The organism is Stenotrophomonas sp. S39, assembly GCF_016624665.1.
In the GTDB taxonomy this organism is placed as follows: domain Bacteria; phylum Pseudomonadota; class Gammaproteobacteria; order Xanthomonadales; family Xanthomonadaceae; genus Stenotrophomonas.
On sequence record NZ_JACVTT010000009.1, the window covers coordinates 1 to 14,008 of the forward strand.

The following is a 14,008-nucleotide window of genomic DNA, read 5'->3' on the forward strand; positions in this document are numbered from 1 at the left end:
GCGCTGGCTGCTGCCGCTTGCCGGGCAGGTGGCGGGGTGTCGTTCATCGGGCTTCCTTGTCGGCGGCGTCGCCGGCGGGGAACCGGCAGGCAGCGTTGTGCACAGCATCACCGTTGGCGATGACCCCGGCAAGCGTGCGCCGGGTGCCTGTTCAGGTCGCTGCCGGGGCAGTGAGCGCGGCGTGTGCGGCCGCCGCCATCTGGGCCACGGTGGGCCCTTCGCTGCGCACCACGCGGAGCAGTCCCAGCGCCTGAGCCTGTTCGGCCAGGCGCGCACTGGCGGCCAGCACGATGGCGTCGGTGCGCAGGCGCTGCTGCCAACCGGGGGACAACTGCTGCCATAACCGCTGCAGCGCTTCACCGCTGCTCACCGCCAGCAGCCACGGCGTGCCCGAATGGGCCAATCGCGACAGTTTTCGCCGCGGCATCACCAGTGGCAGCCGCTGGTAGACGTCGGCGCGAAGGATCCGCGCGCCGGCCGCCTCCAGCTGCGCGGCAATCAGGCCACGGCCGCCCGGCGCGGTCACCAGGCCGATGTCCATGCCGCGCACCTCGGCCAGCACCGGCAGGCCCAGCAGGCCTTCGCTGTCCATCCGCTGCGGTGCGTGCACCTCGCTGATGCCCTGTGCGTGCAGGGCGCGCGCGGTGCCTTCGCCCACGGTCAGCCACGGGCTGCGCTGGGCCGCAGGCAGGTGCTGCAGCGCCGCAGCGGCTTCGACCGCCGCCGGGCTGGTGAATACCACCCGTGCGCAGGCCAGTGCGCGGTTCAGCCGCTGTTCGACCGCCGGGCCCTGCAACCGCTGCAGCCGCCACGGCGACAACGCCACGGTCGCCCCGCCCAGCTTGGCCGCAGCCCGCCTCAGCCCGGCATGCTGCCCCTGCGGGCGCAGCGAGATCAGGGTCCAGCCAGTGGGTATCGTATGGTCGGCCATTGACGTCATTATGCGGGCCCTTCGTTGTCGTGGTTGCTGCTCGATGTCCGCTGATGCCCTGACCTCCTCGCTGGCCGCCCTGCAGGACGTGCTTGACTGCATGCCGGCGGTCCGTGCGATGCAGATCCGCCTGGACGGCTATGCCGACGGCGTGCTGCGCATCACCGCGCCGCTGGTGGCCAACGTCAACGACAAGGGCAACGCCTTCGGTGGCAGCCTGGCCTCGGTGCTCACCCTGTCCGGCTGGGCGCTGGTCAGCCTGCGCCTGCGCCTGGCCGGGCACGACGCCGAGGTCTACGTGGCCGACAGCAACCTGCGCTACCTGGCGCCGGTCTACGAAGACCTGCACGCTCACGCCGAAACCGCCGAAGCCAGCAGCTGGGACACCTTCCTGGCCACCTTCCGCCAGCGCGGCAAGGCCCGCATCAGCATCGTCGCCCGCCAGCCGGGGGCCGATGGCCGCTCTGCCGCCGAGCTGAGCGGTCGCTTCGTTGCCTTCGCCAAAGGGTAGGATGGCAGGCTGACGTCCTGGGGAAACCACCGATGCGCCGCCTGATCCAGATCCTGTTGTGCTCCCTGCTGCTGGTCAGCGCCGTGGCCAGTGCCGCTGCCGACGACCTCACCCGCAAGCAGCGCAAGCTGCTGGAAGAGACCCAGATCGCCTACGGCGCAACCATCCGCTGGGGCAGCATGGACGATGCCATTGCCTACCTGGACCCGGAGCTGCGCAAGGAAAAGCCGCCCACCGAGTTCGAGCTCAACCGCTACGCCCAGCTGCGCGTGTCCTCTTACCGCGAGCGCAGCAGCGCCTCGCTGGACGGCGGCCAGGTCGAGCGCCGGGTCGAAATCGGGGTGATCAACCAGAACACCCAGGCCGAGCGCACCGTGGTGGTGGTCGAGCGCTGGCGCTGGGATCCGGACGCCAAGCGCTGGTGGCAGGCCGCCGGTCTGCCGGACCTGTGGCAGGGGCAGTGACCGGCCCGCTGTGGCTTGTGCGACAATCGGCGCCCGCTTAATCGACCCGTGACCTGAGTGAATTACGAAGAGTTGCTGGCCTTCGCTGGCCGAAACCCGATGCTGTCCGCGGCCCTGGTCGGCCTGACCGTGGCCCTCATCGTCACCGAAATCCGCCGCCTGTTCCGGGGCTACAAGGGCATCAAGCCGGCCGAGCTGACCCACCTGATGAATGCCGGTGGCGCGGTCGTGGTTGATCTGTCGCCCAGCGGTGACTTCGAAAAGGGCCACATTGCCGGCAGCCGCAACGCCCAGGCCAGCGCCTTCGGCGCCGAGCACAAGCTGGTGGCCAACGCCAAGCAGAGCCCGGTGGTCCTGGTGTGCCGCAGCGGCAACGCTTCGGAAACCGCCGCCAAGGCGCTGAAGAAGGCCGGCTTTGAAAAGGTCTTCGTGCTGGAAGGCGGCATTCCCGCCTGGCAGCAGGCCGAATTGCCGCTGGTCAAGGGCCGCAACTGATTGCAGGGGATGGCGGAACTGGCCTTGTATGGGCCCGCCGCCGCCCCCATCGCTGTAGTTCGACCATCGTTTTAATCGCATTCATTGGAGTTACTGGAAATGTCCGAAGAGACCACCAACGGCGCCGTTGCGCCGGTCGATGCCGCCACCGGCCCCGCGTTCACCGTCGAGAAGATCTACGTCAAGGACGTTTCCTTCGAATCGCCGAATGCCCCGACCATCTTCAATGACCAGGTCCAGCCGGAACTGCAGCTCAACCTGAACCAGCAGGTGCAGCGCCTGGGCGAGAACGCCTTCGAAGTCGTGCTGGCCGTCACCCTGACCTGCCAGGCCGGTGAGCGCACCGCCTACGTGGCCGAAGTGAAGCAGGCCGGCGTGTTCGGCCTGGTCGGCCTGGACCCGCAGTCGATCGACGTGCTGCTCGGCACCCAGTGCCCGAACATCCTGTTCCCGTACGTGCGCCAGCTGGTCAGCGATCTGATCCAGGCCGGCGGCTTCCCGCCGTTCTTCCTGCAGCCGATCAACTTCGAAGGCCTGTACGCAGAAACCCTGCGCCAGCGCCAGGAGCAGGGCGACGCACCGTCGCTGGCTGACTCCGAGCCGGCCGGCAACGCCTGATCACCGCCGCGACGTCACGGATGAGCACTACCGCTGACAAGATCGCCGTGCTGGGCGCTGGTTCCTGGGGAACCGCGCTGGCCACCCTGCTTGCCCGGCACGGTCACCCGACCGTGCTGTGGGGGCGCGATGCCGCCGTGGTCGAAGCCATCGACCAGCGCCACGAGAACCCGCGCTACCTGCCGGGCATCCCGTTGCCGGACAGCCTGCGTGCGACCACCGACATGGCGGCCGCCCTGCAGGATGCCGCCTGGGTGCTGGTGGTGACGCCGTCGCACGCGTTCAACGAAACCGTGCGTGCGCTGGCACCGCTGCGTCCGGCCGGTGCCGGCGTGGCCTGGGCCACCAAGGGCTTTGAACCCGGTTCGGGCCGCTTCCTGCATGAAGTGGCGCGCGAGATCCTGGGTGACGACGTGCCGCTGGCCGTGGTCACCGGGCCCTCGTTCGCCAAGGAAGTGACCCTGGGCCTGCCCACCGCCATCACCGTGCACGGCGACGTGCCGGAGTTCGCACAGACCGTGGCCGAAGCCATGCATGGCCCGGCGTTCCGCGCCTACACGGGCGATGACATGGTCGGTGCCGAGCTGGGCGGCGCGATGAAGAACGTGCTGGCCGTGGCCACCGGCGTGGCCGATGGCATGCAGCTGGGCCTGAACGCCCGCGCCGGCCTCATCACCCGTGGCCTGAACGAGATGCTGCGGCTTGCCGCGGCCATCGGTGCCAAGCCGGAAACCCTGATGGGCCTGGCTGGCCTGGGCGACCTGGTGCTGACCTGCACCGGCGACCTGTCGCGCAACCGCCGCCTGGGCCTGGCCCTGGGCCGCGGGCAGACGCTGCAGGATGCCGTGCGCGAAATCGGCCAGGTGGTGGAATCGGTACAGACCGCCGACGAAGTGATGCGACAGGCGCGCCGCCATGGCATCGACCTGCCGATCTCCGACCGCGTGCGTGCCGTGCTGCACGGCGAACAGACGCCTGCAGAAGGCCTGCGCGCCCTGCTGGCGCGGGAACAGAAACCGGAATACCCGGACACTCTGTTCAAGTGAATCGAAAAGCCCCGGCCGCGCGCCGGGGTTTTTTCTGCGGGTTCAACCCGGCCGAATGCCGGCACCGCGTAGAATCCCTGCGTCGCAGCCCACACACCCAAGGACAGGGAATGCAGTCCCGCAACATTGGCCTCTCATGGATGATCGCGCTGCTCGCCGCGTGTTCGCAGGCGCCGGCACCGCAGGCCGGCAGCGAGCCCACGCCCGCCGCTGAAGCCGCAACCGATGTAGCCGCCGCCACCGCCACGGCGGTCGAACCCGAACCCTCCGTTGAAGACGGCGTCGACCCGTCGGTGTGGAACAACGAGGGCGAGCCGGAACAGGAAAGCCCCGGTGCGGAACTCACCTGCAAGGACAATCCGCTGGCCACCCAGTTCTTCACCCTGGTGGGCGGCAACACCGTGGATGACTGCGGGCGCAAGGACCCGAAGGTGCTGGCCGCATTCAACGCGCTGATGCAGAACACCGCCGCCGCCGAGGCCAGCAACAAGGAGATTCCCTCGCTGCGCGAACGCCTGCTGAGCGGCCCCAGCGGCCCCGGTGAGCTGGAGACGCTGCAGGGCGAGCCGTGGTGGTTCTACACCGCCTGCCAGGCCCACGATTGCCCGGGGACCGCGCTGGCGATGCTGTACTCGCCCGGGCAGTCGAAGATGGTCGGCCGCCTGACCGCGCGCTGCCGCGTGTGGTGGCTGGGCGAGCCCACGGCCGCACAGCGTGAGCTGATCGAGCAGCGGCGGCCGCTGGACGATGCTGCGTTGACGGAAGACAGCGCGCTCTGCGAGTGACGCAGCGGTGGCGCCGGGTCATGCCCGGCGCAACGCGGGTAGATCAGTCGTGCGGTTCCGTGCGCCACGCCATGCCGGGCGCAGGCCGCATGGCGGTCATGCCCGGCAGCAGGTCCGAGATCCCGGAAAGTTCAGGATGCTGGTGCACGACCCTTTGCATGGAAACGACGCGCGCCTGGGATGGATCGGCTTCGGTGCCATCGAGGAACGCCCAGGAGTGATCATCGGCATAGTGCGTCACGACCAGGACGGGACTGCCGTCCAGCACGGCCTGGCGGGTGATGCACGCTACGTTCGGGGCCTGATCGAATGTCCATTCCATCGTCGCGTTTTCCACGTGTATATCGCTCAACCGTCAAGCTGCTCAGCAAGCATTTCAGCCTGCTGCGCGTAGAAGCGGGCTGATACTTCGTTCTTCTGCGCTCTGAACACCGCACTCGCTGCGCGAGCGGCGCTGGCAGCGGTGGTGAAGGCATCGGCGCGATCCTGCCAGGGGTTGTCATCGTTGGATACCAGATCGCCGTCTTTCCAGCGGCCCAGCACAAAGCCGCCCTGATCGTCCCGGCGGGTATCGATGACGCCGATGACCGGCACCCCGTTTTTCAGTTCGCCGTAGAACGCCTCGCCCGCCACCGTCCCATCGCGACGGCGCAACACGCCCAGGCCGGTCGCTTTGCCGCCGGTACAGTCGCCGATCCAATAGGTCGGCCCCGAGGGCAGGGAGCGGGGCGCCTTGAAGCTGCATCCGCTCGCGGGGTCCTTTGCCCAGCCCGCGTCCGGCATTTCCTGGCTGGCGACCGAAGAGGCAAAGGCGAGCGCAAACAGGGCGCTGAGGAGGGCAGGTTTCATGTCAGATCTCCTTTCGACATTCAGCGGCAGGGGTCTTCATCGGGCGAAGCGTTGGGGTAAGGGCAGGGAAGGAAGCCGATGTTGCCCAGCTCGGCAAGATTGGTCTGCATGGGACCGCCGGGCACCTGCCATCGGCCATCTTCCTTGACCGCGCCAAGCTCGGCGTGCTGTTCGTGGTCGATCAGCCGGGCAAGGAAGGGGAACACCGTGCGCATGTCACTGCGCAGGGCCCACGCGGGAGGATCCACGATGCGATAGCGGTAGCGCACCACGCCGTCTTCGCCGCGGCTGATGCTGGTGATCTGCTTCCGGCCAAAACAGAGGTAGGGCGACGGCGGACTGCCAGGACCGATCGCTTCCAGCTGCAGATAGGGCGTGCCGGTTTCGGTAATGGAAATGCGTGCCTGCGGCGTCACGTTGGCACGGTTCACCACCGGTTCGCGTCGAATGAGGTCGGCGGCGATCAGGGCCTCAATGCCAGGGCTGGCGAGATGTTCCGCGCTTTGCTCGATCGGCCACTCGGGTGCCACCAGCACCGCGCATACCTTCGAGCCGTCCATCTGGGCGCGCAGATCAGCGGTGATGGATGCCGCGTCATCGCGGGTACCGCACGCAGCCAGTACGAGCGGCAACATCGCAGCGCACGCAGTGCGCATCATGGTGCGGCGAACAGGGTGCCTCATGGCGCAGTCTCTCCTTGCGAAATTCTATTTTCCCGCCGCAGGCGACCAAGGATTTGTGAGCTTCGTCGCAAATGCTTTGGCTGTCTTGTTGAATCTAGCATGTCAGGCTCGCGGCCACGGCAAGACCGGCTTCCACTGTGAGGTCTGCCCGCTGTGCAGCGCACCGCTCCGTCTGGAGTTCGGCATACTCGGCGAATGCTGCGCCCAACTGTCGGCATCTCATTCAAGCCGATGTCGCTTTGCGGCGAAGCTTGATTCCAGCGTTTCGGACGACCGCAAAGAAGGAGCGCAACGATGTGCCAGTGGAGCCCTGCCGTTGTCTCCCATTGGGATGGGCTGTTCGACGACGGCATCCGTATGCCGACTGCAGGCGACTTCAGTCTGGTGATCAACCCGCATCTCACCGCCGAGCGCCGCGCAATGGTGATGGTGAATCCGCATGGCAGCACGCGTGCGGCACTGTCTCCTTCCATTGCTTCGGCCCTGGGAATCGCGCCGGACAGTCTGCCGGTGTCACTGCAAGGTCTGCGCGAGGCGCTCGGTGCTGCAGGCGTCGCGATGCACGCGCCCGATGTCATCTACTACGTGGCCGCTGCGGGCGCATCCACGACGCAAGCCGGCACGTTGCCCGAGGTGCGCGTGCTGAGGCCTGACGATGCAGCGCAGTTCGATGGCTTCATGGCACAGGTGCCTGCAGACGACCAGGACGATGCGTCCGTGGAACTGGGGCACTGGGCGACCTTTGGTGCGTTCGTCGAATCGGAGTTGCTGGCGGTCTCCAGCCTCTACCCCTGGGGCGGCGTGGCAATCGCCGATATGGGCGTGCTGACCATGCCGAGAGCACGCGGCAAGGGCCTGGCAAGGTCGCTGGTGCGCGCGATGATTGAGTACGCCAGCGAGCGCGGACATGAAGCGCAGTACCGCTGCCAGTTCGACAACGTGGCTTCGAATGGGCTTGCAGAATCTTTGGGGCTGACGGCGTATGGAAAGTGGGAAGTCGCCCGCTCGCCATAGGGCTGCCGCGATCACAGCGCGGCCAACTGTCCGTTCGTCGCGGGAACGGCGCACCGCAGGCGAGAGCGAACTGCCCGGCTTCAACCAGGCCCGGGCAGGTCAATGCTGGCCGCGCGGAACATCTTCGAAACGCGCGCCGCGTAAGCACGTGCACTGGGCATTCGAATCTTCCTCAGGTAGGCGGTGATGTCAGACGATTCGTCACGCAGGACCAGGTATTCGACCAGGTGGCCGATGGGCATATGCAGGTTGGCCGCTTCATTGACGATATTGTCCGCACCGCCCTCTGCTTCAGAGAAGGCAACGAGCTTCTGCGCGATGTAGTTGAACGTCTGGAGGCGTTCGCTCGTGATCAGCTCACGCAATGCGATGGGCGTGGTACCGGCGTGCTCCAGCCAGCCTTCATGCAGGGCTACGATCACCTGCTCCACGGCAGCGTCATGGTCGAAGCGTTGGTGCTCGAGATGCGCGTCCAGCGCGAGTATGTAGTCGCGATAGACAGCAGAGGCGAGCAGATCCTTCAGCGTCATGGGACATGACCTTGGAAAAACTCCGGTTATAGCGAAACGGGTCGCCATGGGCAAAGCCCCCGCACTGTGGTTCGTGGATAATGCGCGCAACCGGGGCCCGTGGGTCCGTCTGACAGGGAGTCGGATCTTCGAGCCGTACTGCACGTAACCGGGCGCATCGTCACCCACGTTCACCCCGCAGCGGCGAGAATGCATCACCGGGCACGCGTTGATGCGTGCCATTCACTGCCCGCAGGATCGCGAAGATGTCCAACACTCCCTTTGGCGAATCGTCATGCGCTGCCGCCGCCAGTGGCTGCGTCGAAGTTCGCGGTGCGCGCGAGCACAATCTCAAGAACATCGATGTCTCCATTCCGCGAAACGCACTGGTGGTGTTCTCCGGCGTCTCCGGCTCCGGCAAGTCATCGCTGGCCTTCGGCACCGTGTATGCGGAAGCGCAGCGACGCTACTTCGAGTCCGTCGCGCCTTATGCGCGGCGCCTGATCGACCAGGCGGGCGTGCCCGACGTGGATGCCATCGACGGCCTGCCCCCGGCAGTGGCGCTGCAGCAGCAGCGCGGTGCCAGCAATGCGCGCTCATCGGTGGGCAGCGTGACCACGCTGTCCAGCCTGGTACGCATGATGTATTCGCGCGCCGGGTCCTACCCGGCCAACCAGCCCATGCTGTACGCCGAGGACTTTTCACCCAATACGCCGCAGGGCGCCTGCAGCACCTGCCACGGCCTTGGCCATGTGTATGAGGTGACCGAGGCGCTGATGGTGCCGGATCCTTCCCTCAGTATCCGTGAGCGGGCCATCGCTTCCTGGCCACCGGCCTGGCATGGCCAGAACCTGCGCGACATCCTGGTCACGCTGGGCTACGACATCGACGTGCCGTGGAAGACGCTGCCGAAGAAAGCCCGCGACTGGATCCTGTTCACCGAGGAGGCGCCGAGCGTGCCGGTCTATGCGGGCTTCACCCCCGCCGAGACCCGTGCCGCGCTCAAGCGCAAGCAGGAGCCCAGCTACATGGGCACCTACACCGGCGCGCGCCGCTACGTGCTGCACACGTTTGCCAATACCCAGAGCGCACTGATGCGCAAGCGCGTGTCCCGCTACATGGAGGGCAGGCTGTGCCCGGCCTGCGAGGGCAAGCGGCTGAAACCCGAGGCACTCTCGATCACCTTCGCGGGCGTGGATATCGGCGAGTTCATGCGGCTGCCGTTGGACCAACTGGCGGACCTGCTGCAGCCGGTTGCCGACGGTGATTTCAGTGCATACAGCACGCGTGCCCGCGCGGGCCGGAAGGCAGCGCTGTCGGAAGAGAAGCAGCTTGCGGCGCAGCGCCTCGCGGGCGGGGTGATGGCGCGCGTGCGCCAGCTGCGTGGCCTGGGCCTGGGTTACCTGTCACTGGATCGCGCGACGCCGACGCTGTCGGCCGGCGAACTGCAGCGCCTGCGGCTTGCCACGCAGTTGAGTTCGCTGCTGTTTGGTGTGCTGTACGTGCTCGATGAGCCATCGGCGGGCCTGCACCCGGCCGACAGCCAGGCGCTGTACGACGCGCTGGAGCGGCTGCGTGACGGTGGCAACTCGGTGTTCGTGGTCGAACACGATCTGGAGCTGATGCGTCGCGCGCAATGGCTGGTGGATGTGGGGCCGGAGGCGGGCGAGCACGGCGGGCGCGTCCTCTACAGCGGTGAGCCGGAAGGGTTGCGCCAGGTCGAGGATTCCCGGACGGCGCTGTATCTGTTCGACCGGGTGGCGGCGCCTGCCAGCCGGCAGCGCAGTGCCTCGAGCTGGCTGGAGCTGAAGGACATCCACCGGCACAACCTGAAGGGCGTGGACGCGCAGGTGCCGCTGGGCGTGCTGACCGCAGTGACCGGGATCTCCGGTTCGGGCAAGTCGAGCCTGATGGCGCAGGCGTTGCCTGAGCTGGTGCTGCTGCACCTGGGCCACGAGCCTGCAGAAGACACTGCAGATGCGCCGCCGACCGATGGCCCCACGGTGATCGAGGCAACACGCGGCCGGCTGGCCGGAGACGTGGATGCCCTGCAACGTGTCGTGCAGGTGGACCAGAAGCCCATCGGCCGCACGCCGCGCTCCAACCTGGCGACCTACACCGGGCTGTTTGACCACGTGCGCAAGCTGTTCGCCGCGACGCCCACCGCGCGCCGCCGCCGCTTCGACGCCGGTCGCTTCTCGTTCAACGTGGCCAAGGGACGCTGCGAAACCTGCGAAGGCGAGGGTTTCGTCAGCGTCGAACTGCTGTTCATGCCCAGCGTCTACGCGCCGTGCCCTACCTGCCACGGGGCGCGCTACAACGAAGCCACGCTGAAGGTGCTGTGGAAGGACCGCAACATCGCCGAAGTCCTGCAGATGACGGTGGACGAGGCGCATGCGTTCTTCAGCGAGGAAGAGGCCATTGCGCGCCCGCTGCACCTGCTGCGGGACATCGGCCTGGGCTACCTGCGGCTGGGCCAGCCCGCCACCGAGCTCTCGGGTGGCGAAGCACAACGCATCAAGCTGGCTACCGAACTGCAGCGCAGCCAGCGCGGCCGCAGCCTGTACGTGCTGGATGAGCCCACCACGGGCCTGCACGCTTCGGACGCGGACCGGCTGATGGTCCAGCTGCAGCGCCTGGTGGATGCGGGAAACACGGTGGTGATGATCGAGCACGACATGCGCGCGGTCGCGCAGGCGGACTGGGTGATCGACGTCGGCCCGGGTGCCGGCGGGGCGGGCGGCACCATCGTGGCGAAAGGCACGCCGCACCAGGTCGCTCGGGCCAAGGGCAGCAGGACCGCACCCTTCCTTGCGAGCGAGCTGAAGCGAAGCGGCTGAGGCGAGGTCCGCGCGCTGGACGGCGCGCACCTCCACAGCGGTATGGCCATCGGCCAACAGTACATAACCACTGGGCATTTCTGCATTGGGGCGCGAGCGGGGTTAATGAATGTGCAATGTCTGGTGCGCCCGTCGTGGCGTGCAGACAGCGCTTCCCCCACTACCCGTACGCCCCACGATGACGACAGCTCGTTCCTCACTTCGCCCGCGATTGCTGGCGTTGGCGGTGTTGCTTGCCACCGCGTCCCCCGCACTTCATGCGCAGTCCACCACCGGCGCGATCGCCGGCCTGGCCCCTCCCTCCGCGCAGCGCATCTTCGTCCGCAGCGATACCGGCCTCACCCGCGAGGTGACAGTGGATGCGCGCGGCCGCTACACCATCGGCCAGCTGCCGCTGGGCCGCTATTCCGTGGAGGCGCGCGATGCCGACGGCAAGGTGCTGCAGACCCGCGAGGGCGTTGCGCTGACGGTGGGCACCAGCACTGAAGTGTCGTTCGGCGAGGTGACCCGCCTGGATGGCGTGCAGGTCAGCGCCGATCGCGCGGCCGCCGCAATCGACGTCAGCAGCGTGGATTCGCGCACGGTGATCACCGCCGAGCAGCTGCAGCGCCTGCCGCTGGGCCGCTCGGCCGAGGCCATCGCCCAGCTTGCACCAGGCGTGGTCGGCAACGGTGGCAACGGCAGTTACGCCGGCCCGACTGGTGCGCAGCTGGTCAGCTTCGGCGGTTCGTCGGCGGCCGAGAACGCGTACTACATCAACGGCTTCAACAGCACCGATCCGCTGCGCGGCCTGGGCGGCCTGACGCTGCCCTATGGCAGCATCGACCAGCAGGAAATCTACACCGGCGGCTACAGCGCCAAGTACGGCCGCTCCGATGGTGGCGTCATCAATGCCGTCGGCAAGCGCGGCACCAATGACTGGCACTTCGGTGGACAGTTCACCTGGGAACCTGCCTCCACGCGCTCTGACAAGGACGACGTGCGCTATCCCGGCAACGGTGCGCTGTATTCGCCGGAGAGCAAGGACCGCGAGTGGGTGACCACCCAGAGCATCTACGCCGGCGGCCCGCTGATCGAAGACACGCTGTTCTTCTTCGGCTCCTACGAACTGGAGCGCCGCGAAGGCACCGACGTCAAGAACGTCGAGGCGACCAACTCCTACTCGAAGTATGAGTACAACCGTCCGCGCTGGTACGCCAAGCTGGACTGGAACATCACCGACAACCACCTGCTGGAACTGACCGGCGCCTCCAGCCGCAACGTGTTCCGCGGCGACATCTTCGCCTACGACTACGACACGCTGACCCGTGGCGCGCAGCGCGGCAAGGAAGACACCACCAAGACCGGCGGCGACCTGTGGACGGCCAAGTACACCGGCTACCTGACCGACCGCCTCACCGTGAGCGCGCAGTACGGCGAGATGAAGACCGATGACTACATCGGCAATCCCGCCTATGACGGCGGCCTGACCTACATCAACAGCGCCAACCTGCAGAACCCGGCGCTCAACGGTGGCACGCCGATCACCAACGCGCAGACCACCTCGCTGCTGGTCGACCCCGCGCGCGGCAACCGCAGCAACAACCTGCGCCTGGATGCGAACTATGTGCTGGGCGACCACAGCATCACCGTGGGCATCGACAACCAGAACGCCCGCGCGCTCAACCGTGGCTCGGTGGCATCGGCCGATGGCTACTACTGGATCTATGGCCAGTCGAACCCGAACGTGCCGATCAACACCGGCCTGGGCGTGCCGGCCACCGGTGGCATCCGCAATGGCCAGGACGGCTACTACGTGCGCCAGTACATCTACAGTGCACTGGCCTCGGTGCGCGCCTCGCAGCGTGCGCAGTACATCGAGGACAACTGGCAGGTGACCGACCGCCTGCTGCTGAACCTGGGCCTGCGCCTGGACCAGTTCACCAACTACAACCGCGACGGCGACGCGTACATCAAGCAGACCAGCGGGCAGTGGGCGCCGCGGCTGGGCTTCAGCTGGGATGTCGGCGGCGACGGCCGCTTCAAGGTGTTCGGCAACGTGGGCCGCTACTACCTCGCACTGCCGCTGAACCCGGCGTTCAACGCGGCCGGTGCAACGCTGGCGACGTCCACCTACTACACCTACGGCGGCATCGACAGCAACGGCTACCCGACCGACCTCACCCAGTTCTCCGATGCGGTGTCGTCCAACAACAACTACGGTCTGCTGCCGGACGCGAAGACGGTGGCCACCTCAGGAATCAAGCCGTCCTTCCAGGATGAATTCATCCTCGGCTTCACCAAGGCACTGGGGCAGGACTGGGTGTACGGCGCGAAGGCGACCTACCGCGTGCTGCGCAGTGGCGTGGACGACTACTGCGATATCGATGCGGTACTCGGCAAGGCCAGCAGCCTTGGCTACAACGTCACCAAGGACAGCAATCCGGTCAGCTGCTGGCTGATCAACCCGGGCCGTGCCAACACCTTCAACCTGGTCGACACCAGCGGCAATTACGTGAGCGTGCCGCTGACCAATGCCGAGATGGGCTTCCCGAAGTTCAAGCGCAACTACTACGCGGTGAACCTGTCGCTGGAACACCCGTTCGATGGCCGCTGGTATGGCCGCGCCGACTACACCTGGTCGCGCAGCTACGGCACCACCGAAGGCCAGCTGCTGTCGGGCATCGGCCAGACCGCGGTGTCGACCACGCAGGCCTGGGACTACGCCCAGCTGATGGAGCACACCAACGGACCGCAGAGCAACGACCACACCCACCAGTTCAAGCTGCATGGCTACTACCAGCTGACGCCGGAATGGCTGCTCTCGGCCAACGTGCGGGTGATTTCGGGTACGCCGTTCAGCGCGCTGGGTTCCTATGGCCCGGACTTCGAGGATCCTTCCGGCTACGGCATCGCCTACCACTTCTACAACGGCCAGCCGGCGCCTCCGGGCAGCCAGGGGCGGCTGCCGTGGCTGAAGCAGCTGGACCTGGGCGTGTCCTATCGCCCGGCCGCGGCCGATGGCCGGCTGGGCTTCAACCTGGATGTGTTCAATGTGTTCAACAGCCAGGTGGCGCTGTGGAAGTCGCCGTACTCCGAGCTGGACCCGGGGCAGCCGGACCCGCTGTACGGGGCGGCGACAGTGCGGCAGGCGCCGCGCTCGCTGCGGGTGAGCGTGAGCTACGACTACTGAGGGAGAAATGCGTCTGGGTAGGGGAGGGAGCCCCTGCCCGAACGCGAACGGAGAGATCGGGTGCAGGCCCTGTGCGGACATGGCACCATCC

Annotated in this window: 14 protein-coding genes; 9 read left to right on the forward strand and 5 right to left on the reverse strand. The window is 67.0% G+C overall.

All coding sequences use genetic code 11. The annotated features are described in order from the left end of the window. Nucleotides 1-151: 151 nt before the first annotated feature. Entirely contained in the window at nt 152-940 is a 789-nt protein-coding gene (locus IAE41_RS04470; RefSeq protein ID WP_200732246.1) for a uroporphyrinogen-III synthase, read from the reverse strand. 34 nt (nt 941-974) lie between these two features. Here IAE41_RS04470 and IAE41_RS04475 point away from each other — a divergent pair, with 34 nt between their 5' ends. The 6 genes from IAE41_RS04475 to IAE41_RS04500 all read left to right on the forward strand — a co-directional run bounded on the left by IAE41_RS04475 (nt 975) and on the right by IAE41_RS04500 (nt 4,850). After that, on the forward strand, nt 975-1,442 hold the full coding sequence (locus IAE41_RS04475; protein WP_079224696.1) for a YiiD C-terminal domain-containing protein: 468 nt from the start codon (nt 975-977) through the stop codon (nt 1,440-1,442). Nucleotides 1,443-1,474: 32 nt separating this feature from the next. After that, the gene (locus tag IAE41_RS04480; RefSeq protein WP_079224697.1) at nt 1,475-1,906 is read left to right on the forward strand and encodes a hypothetical protein; all 432 of its coding nucleotides are present in this window, start codon (nt 1,475-1,477) and stop codon (nt 1,904-1,906) included. A gap of 57 nt (nt 1,907-1,963) precedes the next feature. Continuing rightward, nucleotides 1,964-2,401 (forward strand): rhodanese-like domain-containing protein, encoded by a 438-nt coding sequence (locus IAE41_RS04485; protein WP_079224699.1) that lies wholly within the window; start codon nt 1,964-1,966, stop codon nt 2,399-2,401. 99 nt (nt 2,402-2,500) lie between these two features. After that, the gene (secB, locus tag IAE41_RS04490) at nt 2,501-3,019 is read left to right on the forward strand and encodes a protein-export chaperone SecB (protein WP_108763643.1); all 519 of its coding nucleotides are present in this window, start codon (nt 2,501-2,503) and stop codon (nt 3,017-3,019) included. Between the two features lie 20 nt (nt 3,020-3,039). Next, nucleotides 3,040-4,065, forward strand: a complete 1,026-nt coding sequence (locus IAE41_RS04495; protein ID WP_079224703.1) for an NAD(P)H-dependent glycerol-3-phosphate dehydrogenase — start codon at nt 3,040-3,042, stop codon at nt 4,063-4,065. A 110-nt stretch (nt 4,066-4,175) separates the two neighbouring features. After that, nucleotides 4,176-4,850, forward strand: coding sequence for an Ivy family c-type lysozyme inhibitor (locus tag IAE41_RS04500; protein ID WP_200732247.1), 675 nt, complete (start codon nt 4,176-4,178; stop codon nt 4,848-4,850). 43 nt (nt 4,851-4,893) lie between these two features. Here the strand turns inward: IAE41_RS04500 and IAE41_RS04505 are convergent, their stop codons facing one another. Genes IAE41_RS04505 through IAE41_RS04515 form a run of 3 tightly spaced genes read right to left on the reverse strand, consistent with a single transcriptional unit; the run spans nt 4,894 to nt 6,358 of the window. Then, nucleotides 4,894-5,172, reverse strand: a complete 279-nt coding sequence (locus IAE41_RS04505; protein ID WP_200732248.1) for a hypothetical protein — start codon at nt 5,170-5,172, stop codon at nt 4,894-4,896. Nucleotides 5,173-5,198: 26 nt separating this feature from the next. Further along, nucleotides 5,199-5,699, reverse strand: coding sequence for a hypothetical protein (locus IAE41_RS04510; protein ID WP_200732249.1), 501 nt, complete (start codon nt 5,697-5,699; stop codon nt 5,199-5,201). A gap of 20 nt (nt 5,700-5,719) precedes the next feature. Continuing rightward, nucleotides 5,720-6,358 carry a hypothetical protein gene (locus IAE41_RS04515; RefSeq protein WP_200732250.1) on the reverse strand — a complete coding sequence of 213 codons (639 nt, stop codon included), beginning with the start codon at nt 6,356-6,358 and terminating at the stop codon, nt 5,720-5,722. Nucleotides 6,359-6,676: 318 nt separating this feature from the next. Here IAE41_RS04515 and IAE41_RS04520 point away from each other — a divergent pair, with 318 nt between their 5' ends. Then, the gene (locus tag IAE41_RS04520) at nt 6,677-7,396 is read left to right on the forward strand and encodes a GNAT family N-acetyltransferase (RefSeq protein WP_200732251.1); all 720 of its coding nucleotides are present in this window, start codon (nt 6,677-6,679) and stop codon (nt 7,394-7,396) included. Nucleotides 7,397-7,476: 80 nt separating this feature from the next. Here IAE41_RS04520 and IAE41_RS04525 read toward each other — a convergent pair whose 3' ends face one another. Beyond that, nucleotides 7,477-7,926: a hypothetical protein gene (locus tag IAE41_RS04525; RefSeq protein ID WP_200732252.1), complete on the reverse strand. Its 450-nt coding sequence runs from the start codon at nt 7,924-7,926 to the stop codon at nt 7,477-7,479. Nucleotides 7,927-8,171: 245 nt separating this feature from the next. On the opposite strand from IAE41_RS04525, the gene IAE41_RS04530 reads away from it, so the two are divergent. Both IAE41_RS04530 and IAE41_RS04535 read left to right on the forward strand, forming a co-directional pair. After that, nucleotides 8,172-10,745 (forward strand): excinuclease ABC subunit UvrA, encoded by a 2,574-nt coding sequence (locus IAE41_RS04530; RefSeq protein ID WP_200732253.1) that lies wholly within the window; start codon nt 8,172-8,174, stop codon nt 10,743-10,745. Nucleotides 10,746-10,923: 178 nt separating this feature from the next. Further along, nucleotides 10,924-13,917, forward strand: coding sequence for a TonB-dependent receptor (locus IAE41_RS04535; RefSeq protein WP_200732254.1), 2,994 nt, complete (start codon nt 10,924-10,926; stop codon nt 13,915-13,917). The last annotated feature ends 91 nt before the right edge of the window (nt 13,918-14,008 follow it).